The following is a 25,921-nucleotide window of genomic DNA, read 5'->3' as shown; positions in this document are numbered from 1 at the left end:
TCCATGGTCTGCCCCACCAGGATAATCCCCTCGTCAGGAGGTGCGGGAGTACACCGCGACGGTTCGCCCGGGAACGGCGAACGTACCCGAATCCCGTTCGTACGTGGCCGACTTGACGACGGGGTCCGCTCCCGCCCGCAGTACGGGATGCAGCGCGTACGAGGTTCCGGCGAGCGGGCCGACCCGCTGCTCACTGCGCTGGGGCGTCGCGTTGAACACGATGACGAGATCACCGAGTTCCATGGTGATCACGCCGGGCGTCTCGTCCCTGCCGGACAGCGGGAAGGAGAGCTTCGACTGCACCTGTCCGGCCGTGCCGAGGGAGAATCCGCTCTCCGTCGTACGGATCCTCAGCAGATCCCGGTACGCGGCCGAGGCGCCCTCTATCTGTGCGCAGCCGGCCCCGACGGTGGTCAACAGGGGCTTGGCGTAGGCCCACTTGGAGGCGTTGTCGGCCGCCATGGGCAGCCCGCGCCCGAAGCCGTTGCCGTTACCGGTGCCGTCCGCGCAGTTCCAGTGGATGGCGTTGAACCAGTCGCCGCTGTCGTAGGAGTTGCGGTCGAGGGACTTGGAGCGCAGCAGGTCGCTGCCGGCCTGGGAGAGCGCCGGGCCCTGCGAGAGGGTGGCCGTGGCCATCGCGAGGACCTGCATACGTGCCCGTTCGGCGGCGCTCGTCGTGGCGGGCAGTTTGAAGGCGAGCGCGTCGAACAGCGACTCGTTGTCGTGCGCGTCGGCGTAGGCGAGGGCGTCGCCGGGGGCGTCCGCGTACCCGGCGGGCCGGCCGTTGTAGTCGACCTGGGCGCCGGTGACCTCCTTGCCGTCGGTGTCCGTGAAGCGGTAGGCGGCGAGGTTGCCGGAGAGGCCCACCTTGATCAGGTCCTGGTAGTGCAGGAGACGGGCCTTCTGCTCGGCCGAAGTGCCGTTGCTCGTGGAGGAGTTGGGGTCGGTGTACAGGCCGGACGCGAAGCCCTGGACGCCCGGGTCCCCGTCGAAGGGGCCGCCGCCGCGCACGGCGTCACGGGCCCGGTCGGAGAAGGTCGCGACGCCCGTCCCCGCCATGTTCTCCTGGGTGGCCTGCACGAACCGGGAGTCGTCGGCGACCTCGCCGAAGTTCCAGCCCTCCCCGTACAGGATGATCTTCCTGCCGTCGACGCCGTCCTTCTTGAGGGTGAGCGCGTCCAGGGCCTTCCTGACGGCCAGGATGTTGGCCTTCGGGTGGTGACCCATCAGGTCGAAGCGGAAGCCGTCGACCTTGTACTCCCTCGCCCAGGTGACGATCGAGTCGACGACGAGCTTGCCCATCATCGTGTTCTCGGGCGCGGTGTTGGCGCAGCAGGTGGAGCTGGCCACCGAGCCGTCGGCGAGAAGGCGCTGGTAGTAGCCGGGGACCACCTGGTCGAGGACGCTCGTCTTCGCCTGGCCACTGGCCGGGGTGTGGTTGTAGACGACGTCCATCACGACCCGCAGTCCGTCGGCGTTGAGCGACTTCACCATCTTGCGGAACTCGACCGTGCGCCGCGTCCCGTCCGGGTCGCTCGCGTACGAGCCCTCCGGAACGGTGTAGTGGTACGGGTCGTAGCCCCAGTTGTACGCGTCCTTCGCGGCGATCTTCGCGACGCAGGCCTGCTGCTGGTCGGAGTCGGCGGCGTAGGAGGACAGGTCGCAGTCGACGGTCGCCTGGTCCGCCTTCTTCTCGGGGATGGTCGCGATGTCGAAGACGGGCAGCAGGTGCACGTAGGAGGTGCCGGCCTTCGCCAGCGCGCGGAGGTGCCTGGAGCCGTCGCTGTCCTTGTCGGTGAAGGCGAGGTAGGTGCCCTTGTCCTTCGCGGGCACGGTGGTGTCGGCGACCGAGAAGTCCCGGACGTGCAGTTCCTGGATCTGGGCGTCGCGCAGCGGCACGGCCTTCGGCTTGCTGTACGACGTCCAGCCGCTCGGCGCGAGGGACTTGTCGTCCAGATCGACGACGAGGCTGCGCTCGGAGTCGGCGGTCAGGGCCACGGAGTACGGGTCGGTGACGTGGTTGGTGACGACCTCGGCGACACTCGGGGCCCACACCTTCACGACGTACCGATAGGGCTTGTTCTTCCACGACTTGCCGCCGGTGACGGACCAGACGCCGGTGGTGTCGTTCCGCTCCATCGCGACCGTGGAGCCGTCGAGTTCGAGCTTCACCGACTGGGCCGTCGGCGCCCAGACGGAGAGTGTCGGACGGCCCTTGCTGAAGGTGGGGCCGAGGTCGGCGTTCCCCGCGCCGGCGTAGAGATCGTCGAGTACGCCGGCGATCTGAACGCCCGTCGCGGCCAGCACCGCGCCGTTCGCGGCCCGTTGGGAGGCGACGAGCTGGCCGCGCAGGGCCCCGGGGACCCGGTCGCGGTCGCGCGGGTCGACCGTCCAGGCGGTGTACGAGGCGAGGTGCGGGAACCTGGCCTTCTGGGCGTCGGTGAGGGCCGACCTGGCCAGGCGGAGCCAACGCTCGTCGGTGCTGGTCAGCACGCCGTTCTTCGCCGTGATCGAGCCGGTGCGGGAGGAGAGCAACTGGGTCGAGGCGGCGGTGTCGTTGCCGTTCCAGGCGATGGTGTTCCGGTCGATCCAGACCGCCCTGGACGTGGTCGGGTCGAGGGTGGCCGAGCTGCCCGCCGGCTGCGGGAGCAGGTACTTCTCCTGGCCGTTCAGCAGCCAGACCTCGTGGCCGTCGGTCTTGAGGTCGAGGGCCTGGTCGGTGGAGAGGTCCTTCTCGTCGCCCTTGTGGATGATGTAACTGAGGCTGGTGGCACCGGCGTTGAGGGGTACCTCGTACACCGCGCCGTACGCGTCGGTCCGCACCGGCTCCAGGGGCTTCGACCAGTCGGTGGGGTTCGCGGCGCCGGACCAGACGTGCAGGCCCCAGCCGTCGTAGGCGCCGTCCGCGCGGTGGTAGTGGAGGACCGCCTTGGACGTGTCCTGCTCGGGGTAGTCGGCGGCGGGCTTCGCCGTCAGTACGGCTTCCTTGCCCTGCTCGGCCCAGATCTCGCCGGTCTTCGTGACGTCGATCGAGCGGTCGGCGGAGACGTCCTTGTTGCCGTCCTTGTCGATGACGAGGTAACTCACGCCGGAGGCGCCGGGCTTGAGCTTGACGTAGGCGAAGGCGCCGTACGCGTCCCGCCCGACGAAGTCGTGGCCCGCCGGCCAGGTCGTGCCCTCGCCGTCGGCGATGTCGCCCCAGGCGTACAGGCGCCAGTCGGTGTAGTCGCCGTCCGCACGCTTGTAGTGGACGATCGCGTAGTCGCGCGAGGAGGCCGTGGGGACCTCGGGGGCGGGCGGGGTGCCCGTGGTCGAGGTCGCCATGGCGCCTGCCGTGCGTCCGGCGCGGTCGATCACAACCGCCTTGTAGCGCAGGGGCGTTCCGGGGGCAACGTCCTTGGCGATGGTCTGGGTGACCCGGTAGGGCGCGTGGTCGGCGGAGCCGAGGGTCTGCCACCTGCCGTTGCCGGTCTGGGCGGCGAAGACGACACGGTCGAGTCGGTCGCCGTCGACGTCGGCGGCGATGTTCACGGTGCCGGTGGCGCCGGCGGCCGGGGCGGTGAGGGTGAGGGAGGGCCTGGTGGCGGGGGCGGGGAGCCTGCCTGCGGCCTTGAGGACGATCGCGGTGCGGGGCGGGACGGTGACGGTGATCTTCTTGTCGGTGCCGCTCGTCGTCGTGGCGTCGGTGCCGTGGACGCCCCTGAAGGACATGGCCGCCGAGCCGGTGGCGAAGGTCGCCGTCTTCGCCTCGGCCGCGTTGTTGAAGGCGACGACGTACTCGGTGCCGGACTTGGCGTCCGTGCGGGAGAAGGCGTAGACGCCGGCGCCGTCGGCCGCGTAGCGCTCGGTCTGGACGCCGTCCGCGAGGGCGGGGTTGGCCTTGCGGAGCTTGGCGAGAGCACTGATCTGCTTGTAGAGCGGTGCACTTGTGTCGAAGGAGTCGTCGGCGTGCGTGCGGTCCGTGCCGAGTTCGTCGTCGTCGAGGTAGTCGGGGACCTTCGAGGCGAACATGGTCTGGCGGGCGTCCTTGTCGCCGCCCGCGCCGGTGAAGCCCTGTTCGTCGCCGTAGTAGACGACCGGGTTGCCACGGCTGAGGAACATCAGCTCGTTGGCGAGCCTGTCCTTGGCGAGGAGTTCGGCGTCGGTGGCCTGGGGATCGTCCTGCCGCAGGAAGGACCCGATGCGGCCCATGTCGTGGTTGCCGAGGAAGGTGACCTGCTCGTAGGCGTTGGCCTTGTCGGTCGTGTACTTGTAGTCGTCGCCGAAGACCGAGGCGAGCTTCTGGGCGCTGCCGCCCTGGGAGGCGTACGAGCGTGCCGCGTCCTGGAAGGGGAAGTCGAGCGTGGAGTCCAGGCGGCCCTGGGTGACGTACGGGGAGGTCACGGAGGTGTCGGCGGAGTACACCTCGCCGAACATGAAGAAGTCGTGGCGGCCCTTCTTGGCCGCGTACGCGTCCAGCGCGGTGGCCCACTGGGTCCAGAACTCCATGTTGACGTGCTTCACGGTGTCGATCCGGAAGCCGTCGATGTCGAAGTCCCTGACCCAGCGTTCGTAGATCTTCTCCATCCCGCCGACGACCTCGGGACGCTCGGTCCACAGGTCGTCGAGCCCGACGAAGTCGCCGTGGGTGGCGGACTCGCCGGCCCAGGTGGAGTCGCCCCGGTTGTGGTACATCGCCGGGTCGTTGAGCCAGGACGGGACCTTGGCGTTCTTCTTCGCGGCGGGGACGACGGGTGTGCGGGGGAAGGAGTCGGCGTCGACGGCCGGGAACGCGGCCTTCCCGTCCGCGTAGTCCGCGTCGTCGAAGGGCTCGCCGTCCTTGGTGAGATACGGGAAGGCGCCCTTGGAGAGGTAGTCGTAGGACTTCTGCTCGTAGTCGACGACGTCGGCGGTGTGGTTGGTGATGACGTCGAAGAAGACCTTCAGGCCCTTGGCGTGCGCCTTGGAGATGAGGGTTTCGAGGTCCTGGTTGGTGCCGAAGTGCGGGTCGACCTGGGTGAAGTCGGTGATCCAGTACCCGTGATATCCGGCGGAGGCGTCCGACCCGGTGCCCTGCACGGGCTCGTTCTTGAAGATCGGGGCCATCCAGATGGCGGTGGTGCCGAGGCCCTTGATGTAGTCGAGCCTGTTGGTGAGGCCCTTGAGGTCACCGCCCTGGTAGAAGCCCTTGTCGGTGGGGTCGTAGCCGGTGGCGAGGCGTGAACCGGTGAGTCCGCCGCGGTCGTTGGCGGTGCTGCCGTTGGCGAAACGGTCCGGGAGCACGAAGTAGAACTGCTCGCGGGTGAGGTCGTTGCGGGCGGCGGTCTTCGCCAGTTCCGCGTCGGAGGGGGGCGCGGGCGGGGTGGCGGCCCCGGCGGCCAGGGGCTGGACGAGGGCCGCGGTCAGCGCGGTCACGGTGAGCGCGGCGACTCGTCCGGCGTGGGCGGTACGGGTGGTGCGGGTGCTGTGGCTGGTGCGGGCAACGCGGGCTGTGCGGCGCCTTGCCGGCGACGGCCATCTCGGTATCACGGATGGACTCCTTGCGATCACGGCTCTTCGGGTCCGACCCCGCGCGACCGTACCGCCGCCGAAAGGCTTACAGCAAGGGTCTTGAAACCAATGGCAAGAACTTTCAGCAGGTGGACTTGCCCGCATAGATCGCGAGGGCGGTGTTGGAGCCGAGGGTCGCGGTGAACTGACCCGAACTGTTCACGCTCACCGTGGTGTTGCTCTGCACGTTGCAGTACGTCCCGGCGGGCAGGGAGGTCTGGTAGGTGCGGCTCAGACCGCTCGACTCGTGGTTGATGGCGACGAAGCCCTTGGCGCCCCGGCCGAAGGCGATGGCGTCACCCCCGTTGTCCCACCAGTTGGTGACGGACTCGCCGCGCACGGCGTTGCGGAAGGCGACCATGCGCAGGATCTCCGGCCAGGCGTGCTGGCACTTCCAGCCGTCCTGCCAACAGGCGTTGACGGTACCGCCGTTGGGCGGCCCGGCGTCCGTGTCGGAGAACTCGTAACCGGAGTTGATGTCCGGGGCGCCGTACGGGTGGGCGAGCATGAAGACGTTGGCGAGGGTGTAGTTGGCGTTGTCCTTGTAGCTGAGGGTGCTGCCGTTGCGCTCGGTGTCGTGGTTGTCGACGAAGACCCCGGCGACCGAGCTGCTCATGTAGCCCCAGCCCTCGCCGTAGTTCTTCAGGTAGGCGAGGTTCTCGTTGTTGAAGACGCGCTTGAGGTCGAAGGCGTAGCGGAACTCCTGGACGTCGCCGTTGCCCGTGTACTCGGTGGGCTGGACCGCCTCGCCGCTGCCGTAGATGGCCTCCTGCTTCCAGTACACCGACGTGTTGCTCAGCCGGGACTTGATGTTGGCCAGGTCGGTCGCCGGGATGTGCTTGGCCGCGTCGATGCGGAAACCGTCGACGCCGTAGCCGAGCAGGGAGTTCATGTACCCGGCGATGGCCGAACGGACGTACTCCTCACCGGTGTCCAGATCGGCGAGGGTGACGAGCTCGCAGTTCTGGACGTTGGCGCGGTTGGTGTAGTCGCTGACGGTCGACGTGCAGTCGTCGAAGTCGTAGGAGGAGTACAGGCCGGGGTAGTTGTACTTCGTGTACGACGAACCGCCCGTCCCGGTCCCGGATCCCGCCGACATGTGGTTGACGACGGTGTCGACGACGACCTTCACACCGGCCGCGTGACACGTGTCGATCATGCTCTTGAAGGCGGTGGCGTCACCGAGGCGGCCCGCGATCCTGTAGCTCACCGGCTGGTACGACGTCCACCACTGCGAGCCCTGTATGTGCTCGGCGGGCGGGGAGACCTGGACGTATCCGTAGCCGGCGGGGCCGAGGGTGTTGGTGCACTCCTTGGCGACCGAGGCGAACTTCCACTCGAAGAGGACGGCGGTGACGTCCTTGGTGCCGGGCGGGGAGGCGTTGGCGGCGCCCGTCGGGACACCGAGCGCGATCGACGCGCCCGCCACGAGGGCGAGCGCGCCGGAGAGGGTTCTACTGGCCATGTGGGGTCCTTCTCCGTTGAAGGTCCAAGCAAGATCCCTTACCGGTTCTTGCTGCAAGATGACTGAAAACTTTCAGCCGACCAGAAGGTACGAGCCCACTTGCCGAGCGGTCAACCCTTGGGACGCCTCCTCTTCACACCCCCTTCACGCACACGAAATCTCTTCACGCCGAGGGGTGTTGAGGTGATATCGGGACCTGTCCTCGCTGACGGAGGCCCGGGGACGCCGCCTGCGGCCTGCCGTCCGCCTCCCGCCGGACGGCCCGGCCTCACTTCAGGTGTCGGTCCAGGAACCGGCAGCCGTCCTCCAGCTCGAACCACGGGGTGCCGGTGTGCCCGCCCGGATTCGCGTGCAGCGTCTTCTCCTCGCTGCCGAAGGCGTCGAACAGGTCCAGGGCCCGCTGCCGGGGGTTCCCTTCGTCGTCCCACTGCAGCAGGAACAGCAGCGGAACGGTGACCCGCCGGGCCTCCTCCCGCAGGGCCCGGGGCACGTATCCCCCGGCGAAGAAGCCGGCGGCGGCGATGCGGGGCTCTGCCACCACCAGCCGGATACCGAGGGCGGTCCACCCTCCCGAGTACCCGACCGGGCCGCCGATCCCGGGCAGCGAGAGCAGGGCGTCCAGGGTGGTCCGCCATTCCGGGACCGCCTTTTCGACCAGTGGGCCGATGAAGGACTCGAAGATCTCGTCGACCGGCTCACCCGCCTGCATCGCCCGCCGGAGGTCGGCGCGGACCTGCTCGTCGGCGGCGGACCGGGGCCGGTCACCGCACCCGGCCGCGTCGATGGTGGCCACCGCGTAGCCGCGCGCCGCGGTGTACCGGGCCCGGGCCACCAGCCGGGGATCCGCCTTGGGCAGGCCGTTGTTGTGGGCCATCAGGATCAGCGGGTCCGGTGCGGCGCCGGAAGCTCCGGCGGAGCCGGGCGTCCACAGGGTGCCGGGGATCTCGCCGAGGGTGAATTCGCGTTCGACGACGCCGTCGTCGAGGCGCTGTTCGGAAGTGAATCGCATGGTCGTGCCTTTCGGGAGTGCGCTTGGACGGCGCTCCCGGACGACCTATCGCCCGACCGTGACCCCGGAGGAGAGCACCCATGTCGATACTGTGTTCACGGGTACCACCTCCTCGTTCTCTCGCACGGCCTCCGGAAAGCTAGCAGTGGCCGCCGTGGTCCGCCAACGGGTTTTCGCGGCCCTCCGGGGCCGCCTGCCGCGGAGCGCGGGCCATGTCGGCGATGCTGCCCCGCCATGTGAACACGGCCCACGTGATCCCGGACCGCAGTCCTCACGGGGCCGGGGACGACAGCAGGGCCCGCCGCCCCGAACCGGGCGGCGGGCCCTGCGGGTTCGGCCTCAGCCGGTCGTCCACCACACCGTCGTGTCCGCCGGCAGCTTCGCCTCGTCCTCCGCCACGGTGACCTCGCCGCTGGCGACCAGGATCTCGCCGTACGCCGGGATCGTGACCGCCTCGCCGCCGGTGTTCGCGACGCACACGAACTCGCCGCGCCGGAAGGCGAGGACACCCTGCGGCGCCTTCAGCCACTCGACGGAGTCGCCCGCACCGAGGCCGGGGTGTTCGCGTCGGGCGGCGAGCGCGGCGCGGTACAGCTCCAGGGTGGAGCCGGGCGTGCCCGTCTGCGCCTCGACGCTCAGCTCGGCCCACTCGGCGGGCTGCGGAAGCCAGGAGCCGCCCGCGCCGAAGCCGTACGACGAGCCCTCGCGGGTCCACGGGATCGGCACCCGGCAGCCGTCGCGGAAGCCGTCCTGGCCCTCGCCCCGGAAGTACGCGGGGTCCTGGCGGACGTCGTCCGTGAGGTCGACGACGTCCGGCAGGCCCAGTTCCTCGCCCTGGTAGACGTACGCCGAGCCGGGCAGCGCCAGCATCAGCAGGGTTGCCGCGCGGGCCCTGCGCAGGCCCAGCGCGCGGTCCCCGGCGAGCCGGAGCTGCGTACCGAGGCCCGGCTCGTTGGCGAAGCGGGTGGCGTGACGGGTGACATCGTGGTTGGACAGGACCCAGGTCGCCGGGGCGCCGACCGGACGCATGGCGTCCAGGGTGCGGTCGATGACGACCTTCAGCTCGGCCGCGTCCCAATAGGTCGCCAGGTACTGGAAGTTGAACGCCTGGTGGAGTTCGTCCGGGCGGACGTAGTTCGCCGTGCGCTCGATGGTCGGGGTCCACGCCTCCGCGACGAAGATCCGCCCGCCGGTCTCCCGCCCCCGCCCTTCCGAGGAAGGCCCCTCGGGCCCTTTTCCGTCTCCCAAGTACTCGTCGAGGAGCAGGCGCCATTCGCGGTAGATGGCGTGTACGCCGTCCTGGTCGAAGAACGGCATGACATCGTTGCCCAGCAGCTTGACCTGGTCGTGGGTTCCGAGGTCCGGGAGGCCCGCCGCCTTCACCAGGCCGTGTGCCACGTCGATACGGAAACCGTCGACGCCCATGTCCAGCCAGAAGCGGAGGACCGAGCGGAACTCGTCCCCGACCGCCGGGTGTTCCCAGTTGAAGTCGGGCTGCTCGGGCGCGAAGAGGTGCAGATACCACTCACCGGCAGTGCCGTCCGGCTCGGTGATCCTCGTCCACGCCGGGCCGCCGAAGATGGACTCCCAGTCGTTGGGCGGGAGTTCGCCGCTCTCGCCCTTGCCCGGGCGGAAGTGGTAGCGGTCCCGGAGGGGTGAGCCGGGGCCTTCCGCGACCGCCCGCTTGAACCACTCGTGCTGGTCGGAGGAGTGGTTGGGGACCAGGTCGACGATGACCCTGAGGTCCAGTTCGTGGGCGTCGCGGATCAGGGCGTCGGCGTCCAGGAGGTTGCCGAACATGGGGTCCACGGCCCGGTAGTCGGCGACGTCGTAGCCGGCGTCGGCCTGCGGGGAGGCGTAGAAGGGGCTGAGCCAGACTGCGTCGACGCCCAGGTCGCGCAGATACGGCAGCCGGGTGCGTACGCCCTCCAGGTCGCCCATGCCGTCGCCGTTGCTGTCGGCGAAGCTGCGGGGGTAGACCTGGTAGATCACCGCGTCGCGCCACCAGTCGCCGCGGTCGGTGAGGTTGGCGGAGGTGGTGGCGGAGGTCGGGGCCGGAGCGGCGGAGTGCTGGCTCATAACGTCCTTGGTGCGTAAAGGAGTTCGGGTCATGGGACGGTTTTGAAGCTGCGGGTTCGTTGTGGCTGGTCGCGCCCCGCGGCGGAGCCGCAGTTCGATACAGCCCCGCGGCCCTGAAGGGGCGGCCCACGGTGACAGCGGGGTCGGATGGGCACCGCGGGCCGCCGACCCGTACGACTGGAGCCGTACGGGAGTTTTACGCGGGGCCGGGTGTCAGCCCTTGGTGCCGCCCGCTGTCAGGCCCGCCACCAGGTTCTTCTGGACCAGGTAGAAGAAGGCCGAGACAGGTATGGCGACCAGTACCGCGGTGGCGGCCATCAGGTTGCGCTGGGCGTCGTGCTCGCTGACGAAGCTCTGCAGGCCGACCGCGAAGGTGTACTTCGTGTCCGACAGCATGAACGTCGAGGCGAACGCGACCTCGCCGAAGGCGGTGATGAAGCTGTAGAACGCGGCGACCGCCAGGCCCGGTTTGGCCAGTGGCAGGATCAGCCGTGCGAAGGTGCCGAAGGGGGTCAGCCCGTCGACGCGTCCCGCCTCGTCGATCTCGAAGGGGATCGTGTCGAAGTATCCCTTGAGCAGCCAGGCGCAGTACGGCACGGCCGTCGAGCAGTAGACGAGGACCAGGCCGAGGTAGTTGTCGATGAGCTGGAGGTCCGAGAGGATCTGGTACATCGGCACGATGAGTACGGCGATCGGGAACATCTGGGTGACCAGGAGGACCCACATGAACTTGCGGTAGCCGGGGAAGCGCATCCGCGAGACCGCGTACCCGGTGGTCGCCGCGACCATGACCCCGATGACCGTCGTGCCGAGCGAGACGATCAGCGAACTCTTCATCCAGTCGAAGAAGTTGGTGTGCTGGAGGACGAACGAGTAGTTGTCGAACGTCATCTTGTCCCAGATGCCCCCGGGGTGGAGGTAGTCGTCCTTGTCCGGGCCGAGGGACAGGAAGAGCAGCCAGGCGATCGGGAAGAGCGCGATCAGGCTCGCGACGGTCAGGATGCCGTGGGAGGCGAGGGCGGTGGCGAGGCGGCGTCGGCCGGGTCGCCCGGGCTGCCGGGGCACCGGCGTGTGGGCCGGGTCCGTCGGTTCGGACTTCTGAACTGTCATGGCACTCATGGGGGTTGGGACTCCTGCCTCAGATCGCGAGCTGCTGCTCATCGCGGTTCAGCCAGCGGCGGTAGAAGGAGGTGAAGACGACGAGGATGGCCAGCAGCAGCATGCCGTAGGCCGCCGACTGCGCGAAGTCGCGCGGCTGTTGGCCGAAGCCGAGGTAGTAGGCCCAGGTGACGAGGATCTGTGCGTCCGGGGCGGTGTTGCCGAACAGCAGGAAGATCACGGCGAACTGGTTGAACGTCCAGATGATGCCGAGGAGTACGACGGTGGAGCTGACGGAGCGCAGACCCGGCAGTGTGACGTACCGGAACCGCTGCCAGGCGTTCGCGCCGTCCATGTCCGCTGCCTCGTACAGCGTGGAGTCGATGGACTGGAGGCCGCCGAGGAGCGAGACCATCATGAACGGCACACCGCACCACGTGTTGACCATGATCGCGGCGAACCGCTGCCAGAAGGTGTCCTCCAGCCACAGCGGTGACGGCAGGTGCACCGCGTCGAGCATCGAGTTGATGATGCCGCCGTCGGCGAGCATGAACCGCCAGCCGAAGACGGTGACGAAGGTGGGCACGGCCCACGGCAGGACCAGGATCAGCCGGTAGAAGGTGCGCCCGCGCAGCTTCTGGTTGAGGAGCAGGGCCAGGCCGAGGCCGATGCAGTAGTGCAGGGCCACGCAGAGCGCGGTCCAGACGATCGTCCAGATGAAGTGCGACCAGAAGCGGTCGTACGCGGTGTCGCCCCACAGGATGTCGGCGTAGTTGTCGAGGCCGATGAACTTGTACGTGGCGTCGATGTGGTTGACGCCGATCGTGCGGGCCGAGTTCAGGCTGTTGGCGTCCGTGAGCGTCAGGTAGAGGCCGCGCACGAGCGGGTAGAGCACGAGCCCGCCGAGCACGACGACCACGGGGGCGATCATCGCGTACGCGTACCAGTACTTCTGGTAGGCGTGCCTGAGACGATCGAGCCGTCCGGGCCGCTGCCCGGGCTCACCGCGGCGCTTGCCGGTCGCGCGGTCGATGGCGACTGTCATGGGTTCGACACCTTCTGGAAGATCAGGAAGTCCGAGGAGACCAAGGAGACCAACAGGAAGACCGAGGGGTGCGGCGCACAGGGCCGACGGCCGTCAGAACTGTCCCCGGGTTCGACCGGGCAGTTCCGACGGCCGTTCGGAGTCAGTTGCCGATCACTTGCCGAAGTCCGGGACCAGCTTGGCGATCGCGGTCTCCGCGTTGCCGAGGCCCTTGTCGAGGGACTCCTTGCCGGCCGCGATCTGCGGCAGCTCGGTGTCGAGCGGACCCCACAGGGAGCTGTACTCGGGCAGCGCCGGGCGGGGCTGGGCGGCGGCGAGGACGCCCTGGTAGCCGGCGAGGCCCGGGTCGGCCTTGACCTCGGCGGTGTAGGCGTCGTCGCGGGTGGGCAGCGTGGAGTTCTTCAGGGCGATCTGCGACTGGGACTTCGCGGAGGTCATGAAGTTGACGAACTTCAGCGCGGCCTTCTGGTGGGCGGCGTCCGAGCCCGCGTACACGGAGAGGTTGTGGCCGCCGGTCGGGGCGCCCGCCTTGCCGGTGGAGCCGGCCGGGACGGTGGCGATACCGAGGTTGGCCTTGTCCTTGAACGCGGTGCCCTTGTAGAAGTTGGTGATCTCCCACGGGCCCTGGACGATCGCGGCGACCTTGCCGGTGACGAACGCGTCCTGGATGTGGGCGTACGCGTCGGCGGTGGTGTCCGCCTTGTGCAGGCCCTCGCCGTCGAAGAGGCCGAGCCAGGTGCCGTAGGCCTTCTTGGCGGCGGCCGAGTTGACGGTGATCTTCTTGGCGGCGGCGTCGACGGTGTCGGTGCCCTCGCCGTAGAGGAACGACTGGGCGTAGTAGGCCTGGGTGGAGCCCCAGTAGCCGTCGACGCCGGTCTTGGCCTTGATGGTGGCGGCGGCCGTCTTCAGGTCGGCCCAGGTCTTCGGGGCCTCGGTGATGCCGGCCTTCGCGAAGAGCGCCTTGTTGTAGACCAGCGCGAGGGTGTCGGTGACCAGCGGTGCGCCGTACGTCTTGCCGTCGTACTTGGCCTGCTCGATCAGGCTGGGCTGGAACTTGGCCTCGTCGGTGAGGGCCTCGGTGCCGTCGAGCGGCAGCAGGAAGCCCTTCTTGGCGAAGGCGGGGGTCCAGCCGACCTCGGAACGCAGCACGTCCGGGGCGCCGGAGGCTCCGGCTGCGGTGTCGAACTTGTTCTGCGCCTGGTCGAAGGGGACGTTGACGTACTTGACCTTGACGTCCTTGTTGGCGGCCTCGAACTCCTTGACCAGAGCCTGGTACGTCGGCGCCTCGTTGGTGGCGTTGGAGGTGTCCCACCAGGTGATGGTGACCGGACCGTCGGCCTTGTCACTGCCGCTGTCGTCTCCGCCGCAGGCCGTCGCCGCGAGGGCGATGGACGCCACCAGCGCGGTGGCCGCTATGCCACGCCGCATGAGTTCTCCTTGAGGGTTAAAGCCCGTGTACTGACGGAAACGGGCCCGTCCGCCGTTTCCGCCGACTTGCCGGCCGCGCCGTTGCCGCCGCCGGGCGACGTGAACGTAACAGCCATGTAAGCGCGACGAAAGACCTTGCAGCAAAAAAGTGCAAGAACCGTCGACAGTTACCGCGCCGTGACCCGTGCGACCCTTGTCGGTGGACCGCCCGATCCCCTGTTCTGCGCCTGCCGAGCGGGATCCGGGACACTTGTGCAAGACTCTGCAAGCTCTTGCCATGTACGCCCCATCAGACCCCTGCCGGACCCACTCCGGGCAGACGCCGGACCCACTCCGGACACAGACGCCAGACACACGTGCCAGACACGAGGGAGCGCGATGACGCAGCAACCCGCGGCGGCGAGCGGCCGTCCCGGCCGTCCGGTGGGCCGTTCGACGGCCCGTGCCCGGCGGCCGTTCGGTGGGCAAGGCGAGGGACGGCCGGTACAGTCCAGCCCTGTGACCACACGGCTTGCCGACATCGCCGCCCAGGCGGGGGTGAGCGAAGCGACGGTCAGCCGGGTCCTGAACGGGAAGCCGGGCGTCGCCGCCACCACCCGCCAGACCGTGCTCGCCGCCCTCGACGTACTGGGCTACGAGCGCCCGGTCCGGCTGCGGCAGCGCAGCGAGGGCCTGGTGGGCCTCATCACCCCGGAGCTGGAGAACCCGATCTTCCCCGCCCTGGCGCAGGTCATCGGGCAGGCCCTGACCCGGCAGGGCTACACACCGGTTCTGGCCACCCAGACGCCCGGCGGCTCGACGGAGGACGAGCTGACGGAGATGCTCGTCGACCGCGGTGTGGCCGGCATCATCTTCGTCTCCGGTCTGCACGCGGACACCTCCGCCGACATGCAGCGCTACGACCAACTGCGCGCCCAGGGCGTGCCGTTCGTCCTGGTGGACGGCTTCTCCCCCAAGGTGCAGGCGCCGTTCATCTCCCCCGACGACCGCGCGGCGACGACGCTCGCGGTCACGCACCTCGTCTCCCTCGGTCACACCCGTATCGGACTGGCCCTGGGGCCGAAGCGTTTCGTGCCGGTGCAGCGCAAGATCGAGGGCTTCGTGCGGACGATGCAGGACCTGCTGGGCCTGACGGCGCAGGACGTCGAGACGCGGTTCGTGCAGCACTCCCTGTACACCCTGGAGGGCGGCCAGGCGGCGGCCACGGCGCTCATCGACCGGGACTGCACGGCGGTGGTGTGCGCGAGCGACATGATGGCGCTGGGCGCGATACGGGCGGCCCGTCAGCGCGGCCTGGAGGTCCCCCGGGACGTCTCGGTCGTGGGCTTCGACGACTCCCCCCTGATCGCCTTCACCGACCCGCCCCTCACCACGGTCCGCAAGCCGGTCCCGGCGATGGGCCAGGCCGCCGTCCGCACACTCCTGGAGGAGATCGGCGGTACGCCCGCTCCGCACAGCGAGTTCGTGTTCATGCCGGAGCTGGTGGTCCGGGGTTCGACCGCCTCCGCTCCCGGCGACCGCACTCGTTCCCATTAGCACTCCCGGGCTCCGGGCTTCCGGGTACCGGGGCTCCACCGTCCGGCTCGGGCTCGTTCTCAGGGTGGAGAACGCCCCGCTTCGGACAGTGCCCTGGTAGTACTCCGGGCCGCCTCTCCCCACCGTAGGACGTGCGGGTCGGACAGGACCAGGGGATGATCTGGGAGGGGGCCGTATCTGGCAGACTCTGTGTCCATGGGTGAGACGACCGTGACGACAAGGGAAGGCCACGACCGGGCCGCACCGCACTCCGTCACGGACGAGACGGCGGAGGGGAACGGCCGCGTGGTCAAGGGACTCCTGCGCCGAGTACGCGCTCCGCGCCGGCCGCGGCTGTGGTTCGAGATCCTTCTGATCGCGATCAGTTACTGGACGTACTCACTGATCCGCAACGCCGTTCCGGAGCAGAAGGCCGAGGCGCTGCGCAACGCGGACTGGCTCTGGAAGGCCGAGCACAGCCTGGGCATCGCCGTCGAGGAGTCGGTCAACCACACGGTCAACTCGGTGACATGGCTGATCGTGGGCATGAACTACTACTACGCCACGCTGCACTTCGTCGTCACTCTCGGTGTCCTGGTGTGGCTGTACCGCAGTCACCCCGGCCGGTACGCGGCGACCCGTCTGACCCTCTTCGCGACCACGGCGGTGGCTCTGGTCGGTTACTACCTGTATCCGCTGGCTCCGCCCCGGCTGATGAACGGCGGCGACTTCGTCGACACGGTGATGGTCCACCACACGTGGGGTTCGATGGCCTCCGGCGACCTCAAGCACGTGTCGAACCAGTACGCGGCGATGCCGTCGATGCACATCGGCTGGTCCACCTGGTGCGGCCTGACGATCTTCGCGCTGGCCACCGTCCCCTGGGTGCGCGTGCTCGGGCTCCTCTACCCGGTGGCCACCCTGGTGGTGATCGTCGCGACCGCCAACCACTTCTGGCTGGACGCGGTGGGCGGCCTCATGTGCCTGGCCTTCGGCTTCGCTGTGGCCCGCCTCTGGTACGGCAAGCTCCCCTACGCCCTCCCGAAACTGGTCCCGGTGCAGGGACAGGGCGGCCCACTGCTCCCGGTCAAACCATGACGCGACGGCGGCCCACCGGAACCTGACGGACCTGCCTCGACTAGCCCGGCGCCCCGTAGAACAGCGTCTCCACGACGCCGCGGGCCCGCCGGGTGGTCCGCCGGTACGCGTCGATCATGTCGCCGACATGCCCCGGCCCGTACCCCAGGTACCGTCCCACCGCGCCCAGTTCACGCCCGTCCGAGGGGAAGGTGTCCCCGGCCCGGCCGCGCACCAGCATCACGGCGTTGCGCACCCGGGTGGCCAGGACCCACGCCTCGTCCAGTATCGCCGCGTCCTCCCCGGAGATCAGTTGGGCGGCGCAGGCGGCGGCGAGGGCCTCGCGGGTACGGGTCGTCCGCAGCCCCGGTTCGGCCCAGCCGTGCCGGAGTTGCAGCAACTGGACGGTCCACTCCACGTCCGAGAGACCGCCCCGCCCGAGCTTGGTGTGCAGGGTCGGATCGGCGCCGCGAGGCATCCGCTCCGACTCCATACGCGCCTTCAGGCGCCGGATCTCGCGCGCCGCGTCGTCGCCGATCCCCTCCGCCGGGTAACGCAGCGGGTCGATCAGCTCGATGAAACGACGCCCCAACTCCAGGTCCCCGGCGACGACTTCAGCCCGCAGCAGCGCCTGCGACTCCCAACCGAGGGACCAACGGCGGTAGTACGCCTCGTACGACGTCAGGGTCCGGACGAGCGGCCCCGACTTGCCCTCGGGGCGCAGATCCGCGTCGATGAGCAACGGCGGGTCGGCGCTGGGTGCCTGGAGGAGCCGCCGCATCTCGGCGACCACGGTGTTCGCCGCCTTGGCGGCCTCGTGCTCGTCGACGCCGTCCCGGGGTTCGTGCACGAACAGGACGTCGGCGTCGGAGCCGTAGCCCATCTCGTGCCCGCCGAAGCGGCCCATGCCGATCACCGCGAAGCGGGTGGGCAGGGTGTCCCCCCACCCGTCCCGCACGACCGCCCGCAGGGTCCCGGCGAGCGTCGCCGCGGTGAGGTCGGAGATCGCGCCGCCGACCTGGTCCACCAGCGCGCCCTGGTCGGCCTCGGCGGGCGACTGCTCGGTGCCGTAGGAGCCGACGATGTCGGCGGCGGCCGTGCGGAACAGCTCGCGGCGCCGGACACCGCGCGCGGCGTACACGCCCTGTTCGCCGGTGTCGGCGCGGCCGACGGCGGCCAGTATCTCCTGCTCCAACTGGTCCCGCTCGCGCGGCTCCAGCCCGCCCGTCCCGTCGCCGTCGCCGAGCAGCGCGACGGCCTCCGGGGCCCGCATCAGCAGGTCGGGGGCGAGGCGCCCGGCGGACAGGACGCGCGCCAGGTTCCCGGCGGCGGCCCCCTCGTCCCTCAACAGCCGCAGATACCAGGGGGTTCGGCCCAGCGCGTCCGACACCTTGCGGAAGTTGAGCAGCCCGGCGTCCGGGTTGGCGGAGTCGGCGAACCAGCCCAACAGGACGGGCAGCAGCGTCCGTTGGATGGCCGCCTTGCGGCTCACCCCGCTGGCCAGCGCCTCCAGGTGCCTGAGCGCGGCGGCCGGATCGGCGTACCCGAGCGCGACCAGCCGCTCCCGGGCCGCGACCGTGCTCAACCTGGTCTCGCCGGGGGCCAGTTGGGCGACGGCGTCGAGCAGCGGCCGGTAGAAGAGCTTCTCGTGCAGCCGCCGTACGACGGACGCGTGCCGCTTCCACTCCCGGTTCAGCTCGGCCACCGGGTCGGTGCGCAGCCCGAGGGAGCGCCCGATGCGCCGCAGATCGGCCTCGCTCTCGGGCACGAGGTGGGTGCGCCGCAGCCGGAACAGCTGGATCCGGTGCTCCATGGACCGCAGGAACCGGTAGGCGTCGTCGAGCTGCACGGCGTCCGCGCGCCCGACGTACCCGCCGGCGGCGAGCGCGTCCAGCGCGTCCAGGGTGGTCCCGCTGCGCAGGGAGGTGTCGGCACGCCCGTGCACCAACTGGAGCAGCTGGACGGCGAATTCGACGTCCCGAAGCCCACCGGGCCCGAGCTTCAGTTCCCGCTCGACCTCGGCGATGGGAATGTTCTCGACGACACGGCGGCGCATCTTCTGCACGTCGACGACGAAGTTCTCGCGCTCGGCGGCATGCCAGACGAGCGGGGCGAGCGCGTCGACGTACGCCTCTCCCAGCTCGATGTCGCCTGCGACCGGGCGGGCCTTCAACAGGGCCTGGAACTCCCAGGTCTTGGCCCAGCGCTGGTAGTAGGCGAGATGGCTGCTGAGTCTGCGTACCAGCGGCCCGTTGCGGCCCTCGGGGCGCAGGTTGGCGTCGACGGGCCAGATGCTCCCCTCGATGGTGGTCTCGGAGCAGATCCGCATGAGATGCGAGGCGAGCCGGGTCGCGGCCTGCAGAGCCTTCCCCTCGTCGGCCCCGTCGACAGCCTCGCCGACGAAGATGACATCGACGTCGGACACGTAATTGAGCTCATGGCCACCGCACTTGCCCATGGCGATGACGGCGAGGCGGCACAGTGCGGCGTCGTCGGGCGCGGCGGCCCCGGCGATGGCGAGGGCGGCGCGCAGGGTCGCGGTGGCGAGGTCGGCCAGCTCGGCGGCGGTCTCGGCGAGGTCGGTGGTGCCGCACACGTCACGGGCCGCGATGGACAGCAGGCAGCGCCGGTAGGCGACGCGCAGCGACACGGGGTCGTCGGCCTCGGCGAGCCCGCGTTCGAACTCCGCCACCCCCGGATGGAGATCCCGGGGTTCGTACATGACGAGGGCCTGCCAGTCGCGCGGATACCGGATCAGATGGTCGCCGAGGGCGGCGGAGGCGCCGAGCACCCCGAGCAGCCGGTCACGCAGCGGCTTGGCCGCTATCACCGTGTCCAGCAGCTCGTGCCGGGCGGTCCGGCCGTCCTGCGCCTCGGCGAGCCGCACGAGCCCGAGCAGCGCGAGATCCGGGTCGGCGGTCGCGCCCAGCGCGTCGAGCAGTACCGGGTCGTCCCGCATCGGCGCGAGCTCGACACTGTCGAGGAGCCGCTCGGCGGCGGAGGGATCGGTGAAACCGTGCCGCAGCAGCCGCGTGAAGGTACTGCTCCTGCGCCCCGGCGCCATCATCCTGGGCCTTCCCGTCGGATCAAGGTCCTGCGGTCCTGAGCCTATCCGGAGAGCCTGGTGGAAGCATCGGGGCGGGAAGCGGGGTTTCCGGACCGGCCGCCGGCAGTCCGGCTCACGGTGGCCGTCCCGGGCGGACGGCGTCGTCCCGCCCGTCTTTCCGGTCGGCCTCGCCCGGCGCGGCAGACGGCGCCGGGCAGGTCGCCGGGGGGGGCGACCTGGAGAGCCGACCTGGAGGGGCGATCAGGAGAGGCTCCCGGATGACGGAGACGGCCGCGGGTTCACCGCGCGACGACGATCGTGGCGGGCCGGGAGAGGTCGGTCGACACCGTGTCGCCGGGTGCGTGGCCGCGGGGCGCGGTGCCGTCGGGAGGCGGTACGACGGCCGCGGTGATCGGCTGTCCGGCGATGGGCACCAGAACGCGCTGCACGGTGCCGGCCGGTTCGCCGCCCGGCAGGGATGCGTACTGCACGTCGAGGCACTGTTTCCGCAGCTCCCCGGCGGCGTCCGGTACGGGTGTCCCGGCCTCGACCGCCGGGAGCACGACCCGGTGACTGGTCCGGCGGTCGAGGCCCCCGCAGGCCTGGGCGTCCGGCTCATCCGGCCCCGCGGACCCCGTGGTCCCGCGCGACGCGGAGAGAGTGAGCCGGACCAGGTCCCCGGTGTCCGCCCCCGTGACGTCGATCCGGATCGTGCCCAGGCGCAGTTGCTCCAGCGGGTGCCCGTCGAGGTCGGCCCGCACCCGGTCCGCGGTGTCGACCAGGAACCCGGATTCGACCGAGGGCTCCTCCGGTGGCCACGGCCGGGTCGCCCACCCCCGCGAGGCGCGATCCGGGGTGTGCGGGGCGGGCCGGTGGTGCAGCACCACCAGCAGTTGGCCGTCGGGCCGGGTGAAGGGGTGGGCGCGCTGTTCGGTCGAGGCGAAGGCCCCGATCGGGCGGACGTCGGCCCGCGACTCCCCGCTGACCCGGATGTCGCCGCGGGACCCGAGGGTGAACCGCACACCGGAGAACTCCGTGGCGGCGCTCGCGGCCTCGGCGGTGCCGGGCGCGCCGCCGCACCCGGTGGTGAGGAGCGCGGCGACGAGGGCTGCGGCGCCGACGAGACCGGACGAGTGGGACAGGTGGGTACGCATGGCAGGTCTCCGTAGGGCCGGTACGGGCGGCCGGACCGGCCGCCCGTACCGACACTGCGCGCGGCTGCCCCCGTATCCCATTCGTCATATGACGAATCTCCGGATATGAATGAATCTCCGGCATTCCCGGCGCCACTGGAACACGCGGGCGTACATTCTCAGACAGGCGAGAACCGGCCCCGGGAGGCCGACATGACACCAGCGGCCGGTACGACGGTCCAGACCCATCTGCGACGCATGGCGGACGTCCTCGCCGAGGCGCGGGAGGACACGTCGGACGACGTTCCGCCGAGGTCTCTGCTGTTCGGCCTCCGGCGCCTCGTCCCCTGCGACACCGTCAGCTTCTCGGAGCTGGACATCCCGACCCGGCGTTCACTGAACGAGCAGGAGACGCCATGCGATTTCGAGGAGTGCGCGAGCGACGCGTACTGGCGCTGGCGCCACCAGTACCTCATGTGCCAGGAGGTCGTCGCGCGCCCGCCGGCCACCCCCATAGCGCTCCAGATGCGGGACTTCATGTCGGTGCGTGAGCTGACGAACCTGCCGCTGTACACCGAGTTCCTCCGCCCGGCGAAGTCCATCGCGAGTGTCGCCCTGCCGACGGCTCCTGGCCGCACCCGCGTCTTCATCCTCTGCCGCGAGGATCCGAAGCCGTTCACCGACGACGAGATGACCACGCTGTACCTGCTGGGACCCCATCTGTACGCGATCTACCGCGACGCGGCCCTCAGGCGCCGTCAGCCCGTCCGCCTGACCGAACGCGAGCTCGACGTCCTGCGCTGTGTGGCCCTGGGCATGGCCACCCCGCAGATCGCCGCGCAGCTGACGGTCTCCCCGAGCACGGTCCGCAAGCACCTGGAGAACGTGTTCGGCCGCCTGGGAGTGTCCAGCCGCGCGGCGGCGGTGGCGCGGGTGTTCCCGGCACCAGGGGCCCTCTGATCCCGGCGTCTGTGCTCTTTTCGGTGGCGCCCCGCACGGTTTTCGGCTTCGGTGAGGGGAGCCGTTCCGTGAACGCGATCTGGAGGACCAGCGATGCAGTACACGCTCGAAGTGATCCCGCTGCCCGTGAGCGACATCGACCGGGCCAGGGACTTCTACCGCGACAAGGCCGGTTTCCACGTCGACATCGACCAGGAGGTCATGCCGGGGATGCGTATCGTCCAGCTGACGCCGCCGGGCTCGGGCTGTTCGATCGCCCTCGGTGACACCATCTGGGAGACGATGGACGGTCCGACGCCCGCACCGGGCTCCTACCAGGGCCTCCAGCTGTGCGTCGCCGACATCAAGGCGGCCCACGCCGAGCTGGTCGAACGCGGCCTTGAGGTGTCGGAACCGATGCAGTACTCGCCGGACGACGGCGCCACCTTCATGTACTTCAAGGACCCCGACGGCAACGGCTGGGCGATCCAGGAGTACCGGCAACGGGCGGGAAAGCCGTTGCACGCGCTGCTGACCGAGGCGGCGGCCGGCTCCAGTTAGCGGCCGTGTCCCGGGGCCGCCGACTGCGGCCCCGGGACTGTTCCGCCACTCGCCCGGTTACAGCACCGGCAGGTTCTTCCGCAGCTCGAACGCGGTCACCTCGCTGCGGTACTCCTCCCACTCCTGGCGCTTGTTGCGCAGGAAGTGACGTTGACTCGGAGCGACCTTGGGCGATAGACGTTGGCGCCTCGCTGACCTGCGATCGAGGGGTTGTCATTGGCCGTTGTTGGTCACTGTGGGTCCCCCCTTCGACGGCCCAGAGACGGCCCGGCGAGGCCGCCCGTCAATCCCCAGCTCGTCTCGCTTGGGAAGCTTCGGTTCTACGGGGTCCACAGTCCCCGCTGACCTCCTGCTGAGCGGCGTCATGACCTGAGGCTGACTCTGGGTGGGTGACCGCTGTTTCCCGTGATGCCCTGCAGAATCTGGCACAGTTCTGGCACGAAACGTAACTCTGTGGCCGCAGTGCGGCGTCACGCCCGATGATGGCGTCATGGATGTTGTCGTTCAGCGGGTGTGCACGTCGTGGACGAAGAAGTCGCGCGGCGGCTCTGAGGCCGCTCGCAGAAACGCCGCCCCAACAGCATTCTTGCTGCCTCCGGGCATGATTGCTGGCCTTCACGAGGTCGCCATGCGGGAATCCGATTTCTTCGAGCCGAGTACAGAGGTGCAGGATCTGTCGGCCCCCGGGACGATCCTCCGCGAGGTCGATGGACTGCTGCGCGTAGATCCACCAGAGGTGAGCATGTTTGCCATGCCACGACGCAATCGGCGCCCGCCGGCCGTGCGTCTGGCTCGTGACCAATGGCTGCAATGGCAGATCAACTATCGGTTCGTCGGCCGTTGTGATGGGGCCTGGTCCTATCGACTGGAGACGTTCAACGTCCTCTACGGCTCTGCGATGCCCGACGTGTTCCTAGGTGTGCCGACACGCCACGTAGACGAGCGGCGGTCTCTGCGCTGAACTCTGCAGCACCAAACCGCAACGGCTCCGGAGGACGCTTCGGTCTCGGTTGTGTGCGCAGGTCGCAGCCCTGCGGCTGATCGACTACCGGTCGCTCGTCCACAGGTAGTCCACGGGGGGGCCGCTGCTGGGTATCTCCCTGATGTGGACTACGGGCGGGGAGGGGCATGCCTAAGCCCGCGAGTACTCACAGCTAGTACGTCCGCTTAAGTTCCCGGATGGCATGGGCCTTGTACCGTCGTTCCCTCCAGTTCATACGGGCGTACTTACCAAACAGTCGAGGTCGGCCGTACTCGTGTAGGCGGCCGGTGGTGAGGTCGCGTAGCCATGAGGCTCCGTCCGAGTCAGTGAAGCTCACAGCCCATGGGATCACTTTCGTGCCGCCGATCCGACGCGGCGTTTCCACGGCCTTCTCCTCATCTGCCCGAAGTGTGCCAGCTACTGGAAACCCTTCGAAGAGAGGTTCCTTTTGGCCGTCGCGCAGCATTCCATGCATCGTGACGTTGTGTACCGTGCGGTCTGACGCATTCAGTACATGTGTCGTATACCCGTCATTTCCGAGACCCCTCCAGCAGATCAATTTGAGGGCGTCGGCCTGTTCCGCCTTCCGGCGATCGCGCAAAAGGATGTAGAAGCCCAACAGAAGTGATCCGCCGGTGAGTACAGCACTCAGCCAAGCAGGAACAGTCCCCCAGTCGATTCCACTCATGATCGGCAGTATGGCGTCAACAAAGCACGCAGGATGACAAGTTGCCTCTGGTGGACGAGCGAAGCCCCACTCTGCGGGTCTGGAGTGCAAGTTTGGAAGATCGCGTATGCGGACCAGGGTTGACCTGGCGAGACGCTGACCTGCCGGTTCCGGGGACGCTCACCGGGGCTCCCCGTTGTTCCCCGCACGTCTCCGCTCAATCAGACACGTCGGGGGCACGAGCTGGCCCCTGCCGTGATCTACCGCTCTCGCCAGTCGGGGCCGCACCTCATGCGGTGGGCCGGTACGACTGGCTCGCCCGGCAGCGGATCGATTCCACGGGCCCGTACAGCCACGATATCGGTCGTGACGCGGAGAGGTCCGGCAACTTCATCAGACGCCCGCGTAAGGGCTCTGGGACGTCCTTGGCGGGCATCTCCAGCGTGGCGAGGCTGACCCATCGGTCGTTGGTTGGTCGGGGAGATGCGCACAAACGCGCCACACCTGGGGCAAGTCGGAGGATCGATCCATGACAGGTCGTCGTGGTCCGGGTCCGGCCTCAGGGGAGCGGTTGTGCCGTCGACCCAGGCACTGTCATGCGTCGCCGGACGTACCAAGGTGTGGCCGAGGTAGCGACGGTTCGCTCGTTTGTCACCGGTTCTTCACAGATCGATGACGGTTTTGTGTGCGATGTGAGCCGTGGGGCTGGATGGGGCATTGTGATCCACATGACACCGCAACGTCGCATGTGGCTTTGGATCATGGTGGCCATCTGCGGACTGATTTCCGTTGGGCTTGGAATCTACTTCATTAAGATCGGAATGGACCGCGCTAGCGAACTTTCCGGAATTCTGGGTCTGTTTATTTCTATTTCCGGATTGGCGATTTCGATCTATTCGGTCACCCAAGCTAGATCGTCGCGTCATGCGGCACAGGCTGGAAACGTGCGAATGACCCAGACTAGCGGGAATAACTCGACTAATATCCAGTCTGCCGGTGACGTCAATATCGGCGACAATAACACGCTAGGGGGCCGATAGTTGACCTGGTTTCGCCAGAAGGCCGGAAATAATTCTCAGCTGGTCCAGGCAGGTACAGTCAACAACAACTACGGGATTAGTGTTCAAGACGCGGAACATATTTGCCTTAGGCTCATCGAGGAGCGGTTTGCATCCCACTCCCAGGAAGCCTATCAAACTGCCAAGGAGCGCTTCGAAGAGTTCGCCTTCAATTATCTAAAGGCTCTCATGGAGAAGAGTCCGCAAGCTATCGAGAATTTGAGTGATCCGGGAATTCAGTCGTCAATCTTGGCGGCCGAGGAGGGGTTTGCTAAATCGGGAGATACGAATCTCGGTGAGATTCTGGTAGAGATGCTCGTGAAGCGCACGTCGGAAGCGAGCAGGGAAGTCCGCCAGTTGGCCCTTGACGAAGCCATCAGTACGGCCCAGAAGCTGGCGCCAAAGCATCTCGATGCACTTTCTGTGCTATTTCTATTCAGAAGAGTTCAAATCGGCACGCCGACCCTTCCTCAATTCTTTCAGAGCATGCGAGCCTTGGTCGACCCGGTCGCTGCCAGTTTTGCCAGCTTTTCCGATTCGGACGCCCAGTACCTGGAGGCCACGGGGTGCGCTGTGCGAACCGTGGGGTCTGTCAGCTGGCCATACGGCATGAAGGATAAATATCCGGGATATTTCCACAAGGGTGTGATCCGAGAGGAAACCCCAGCCGTAGCCGAGATCCTGGAAAATGCGTCGAACCCGGACGGCCTATTCGTGCCTAGCCTGCATGATGCGGACATGATCCGCGTGAACGCCGTAACAAAGGATGAAGCGCGCGAATTGGCGGTATCGACCGGCCTTGAGTCGGAGTCGCTAGCGAACCTGGTGTCGTCGTATCCGCTGTCCGACCAGGAGATCACCGATATTCTCGCGCGAGAGATTCCCGCGCTTTCTCCTGTAATGGAGCGCTGGTCGGCTGTGGGTCTCGACAGCCTTGACACATCCCTGACGGGAATTGCCATCGGGCACGCCAATTTTAAAAGGGTTGCCGGGTCTGCGTTTAATGCTGAGATCGATATTTGGATCAATTAGGGCGGCGTTATAGAAGAACCGCAAGGTCGGTGTAGCGACTTTGGCCGGGAGCTGCTTTGGGGGGGAGTGATCATGGCCCCGTAAGCTTCCGGCGAGTCGGGCAGTCTGTGGACCTGCCCGTTAAAGCACGACGTTGGGGCCATGATCTTCGAGGCTCCCCCCAAAGTGGCTGGCTAAAGTCGCGGAGCCGACCGCCCCAGCCACGGGGCAACGACCCCGGTAGCGAGGTAGCCCGCGGGGAACCGCCGCCGCGATCCG

The 25,921-nt window shown here is 68.5% G+C and carries 17 protein-coding genes and 1 pseudogene; 7 read left to right on the top strand and 11 right to left on the bottom strand.

The window, feature by feature from the left end; translation table 11 throughout:
* Nucleotides 1-33: 33 nt before the first annotated feature.
* The 7 genes from pulA to OG595_RS31600 form a co-directional block, all read right to left on the bottom strand.
* A complete protein-coding gene (gene pulA, locus OG595_RS31630; RefSeq protein WP_329277920.1) occupies nt 34-5,508 on the bottom strand; it encodes a pullulanase-type alpha-1,6-glucosidase in 5,475 nt (1,824 codons plus the stop codon).
* A gap of 103 nt (nt 5,509-5,611) precedes the next feature.
* Nucleotides 5,612-6,994: an alpha-amylase gene (locus OG595_RS31625; protein ID WP_329277918.1), complete on the bottom strand. Its 1,383-nt coding sequence runs from the start codon at nt 6,992-6,994 to the stop codon at nt 5,612-5,614.
* A gap of 268 nt (nt 6,995-7,262) precedes the next feature.
* A complete protein-coding gene (locus tag OG595_RS31620) occupies nt 7,263-8,003 on the bottom strand; it encodes a dienelactone hydrolase family protein (protein ID WP_329277915.1) in 741 nt (246 codons plus the stop codon).
* Nucleotides 8,004-8,342: 339 nt separating this feature from the next.
* Nucleotides 8,343-10,082: a glycoside hydrolase family 13 protein gene (locus OG595_RS31615; RefSeq protein WP_329277913.1), complete on the bottom strand. Its 1,740-nt coding sequence runs from the start codon at nt 10,080-10,082 to the stop codon at nt 8,343-8,345.
* A gap of 213 nt (nt 10,083-10,295) precedes the next feature.
* Nucleotides 10,296-11,201, bottom strand: a complete 906-nt coding sequence (locus OG595_RS31610) for a sugar ABC transporter permease (protein WP_329277911.1) — start codon at nt 11,199-11,201, stop codon at nt 10,296-10,298.
* 19 nt (nt 11,202-11,220) lie between these two features.
* Entirely contained in the window at nt 11,221-12,225 is a 1,005-nt protein-coding gene (locus tag OG595_RS31605) for a carbohydrate ABC transporter permease (protein ID WP_329277909.1), read from the bottom strand.
* Between the two features lie 153 nt (nt 12,226-12,378).
* Nucleotides 12,379-13,653, bottom strand: a complete 1,275-nt coding sequence (locus OG595_RS31600; RefSeq protein WP_329277907.1) for an extracellular solute-binding protein — start codon at nt 13,651-13,653, stop codon at nt 12,379-12,381.
* A gap of 498 nt (nt 13,654-14,151) precedes the next feature.
* On the opposite strand from OG595_RS31600, the gene OG595_RS31595 reads away from it, so the two are divergent.
* Both OG595_RS31595 and OG595_RS31590 read left to right on the top strand, forming a co-directional pair.
* Nucleotides 14,152-15,189: a LacI family DNA-binding transcriptional regulator gene (locus tag OG595_RS31595; RefSeq protein WP_329277905.1), complete on the top strand. Its 1,038-nt coding sequence runs from the start codon at nt 14,152-14,154 to the stop codon at nt 15,187-15,189.
* Between the two features lie 195 nt (nt 15,190-15,384).
* Entirely contained in the window at nt 15,385-16,266 is an 882-nt protein-coding gene (locus OG595_RS31590) for a phosphatase PAP2 family protein (protein WP_329277903.1), read from the top strand.
* 40 nt (nt 16,267-16,306) lie between these two features.
* On the opposite strand, the gene OG595_RS31585 is transcribed toward OG595_RS31590, so the two are convergent.
* Together OG595_RS31585 and OG595_RS31580 are read right to left on the bottom strand one after the other, a co-directional pair.
* Nucleotides 16,307-19,312, bottom strand: a complete 3,006-nt coding sequence (locus OG595_RS31585) for a bifunctional [glutamine synthetase] adenylyltransferase/[glutamine synthetase]-adenylyl-L-tyrosine phosphorylase (protein WP_329277901.1) — start codon at nt 19,310-19,312, stop codon at nt 16,307-16,309.
* A 278-nt stretch (nt 19,313-19,590) separates the two neighbouring features.
* Nucleotides 19,591-20,445 (bottom strand): hypothetical protein, encoded by an 855-nt coding sequence (locus OG595_RS31580; RefSeq protein WP_329277899.1) that lies wholly within the window; start codon nt 20,443-20,445, stop codon nt 19,591-19,593.
* Nucleotides 20,446-20,637: 192 nt separating this feature from the next.
* On the opposite strand from OG595_RS31580, the gene OG595_RS31575 reads away from it, so the two are divergent.
* A complete protein-coding gene (locus OG595_RS31575) occupies nt 20,638-21,384 on the top strand; it encodes a helix-turn-helix domain-containing protein (protein WP_329277897.1) in 747 nt (248 codons plus the stop codon).
* A gap of 93 nt (nt 21,385-21,477) precedes the next feature.
* Nucleotides 21,478-21,924 carry a VOC family protein gene (locus OG595_RS31570; RefSeq protein WP_329277895.1) on the top strand — a complete coding sequence of 149 codons (447 nt, stop codon included), beginning with the start codon at nt 21,478-21,480 and terminating at the stop codon, nt 21,922-21,924.
* A gap of 57 nt (nt 21,925-21,981) precedes the next feature.
* Here the strand turns inward: OG595_RS31570 and OG595_RS45445 are convergent.
* Nucleotides 21,982-22,068 (bottom strand): annotated as a pseudogene (locus OG595_RS45445) (glutamine synthetase); the annotation flags it as partial.
* Between the two features lie 346 nt (nt 22,069-22,414).
* Between OG595_RS45445 and OG595_RS31565 the strand changes: the two are divergent.
* Nucleotides 22,415-22,885 (top strand): hypothetical protein, encoded by a 471-nt coding sequence (locus OG595_RS31565; protein WP_329277893.1) that lies wholly within the window; start codon nt 22,415-22,417, stop codon nt 22,883-22,885.
* 193 nt (nt 22,886-23,078) lie between these two features.
* Here OG595_RS31565 and OG595_RS31560 read toward each other — a convergent pair whose 3' ends face one another.
* Nucleotides 23,079-23,594 carry a hypothetical protein gene (locus OG595_RS31560; RefSeq protein WP_329277892.1) on the bottom strand — a complete coding sequence of 172 codons (516 nt, stop codon included), beginning with the start codon at nt 23,592-23,594 and terminating at the stop codon, nt 23,079-23,081.
* A 599-nt stretch (nt 23,595-24,193) separates the two neighbouring features.
* On the opposite strand from OG595_RS31560, the gene OG595_RS31555 reads away from it, so the two are divergent.
* Both OG595_RS31555 and OG595_RS31550 read left to right on the top strand, forming a co-directional pair.
* Nucleotides 24,194-24,613 carry a hypothetical protein gene (locus tag OG595_RS31555; protein ID WP_329277890.1) on the top strand — a complete coding sequence of 140 codons (420 nt, stop codon included), beginning with the start codon at nt 24,194-24,196 and terminating at the stop codon, nt 24,611-24,613.
* Nucleotides 24,614-25,663 carry an LPO_1073/Vpar_1526 family protein gene (locus OG595_RS31550; RefSeq protein WP_329277887.1) on the top strand — a complete coding sequence of 350 codons (1,050 nt, stop codon included), beginning with the start codon at nt 24,614-24,616 and terminating at the stop codon, nt 25,661-25,663.
* Nucleotides 25,664-25,921 lie beyond the last annotated feature (258 nt).

Source organism: Streptomyces sp. NBC_01451 (genome assembly GCF_036227485.1).
In the GTDB taxonomy this organism is placed as follows: Bacteria; Actinomycetota; Actinomycetes; order Streptomycetales; family Streptomycetaceae; genus Streptomyces.
The sequence above is the reverse complement of the archived record's forward strand: the minus strand, read 5'-3'. Positions and strand labels throughout refer to the sequence as shown.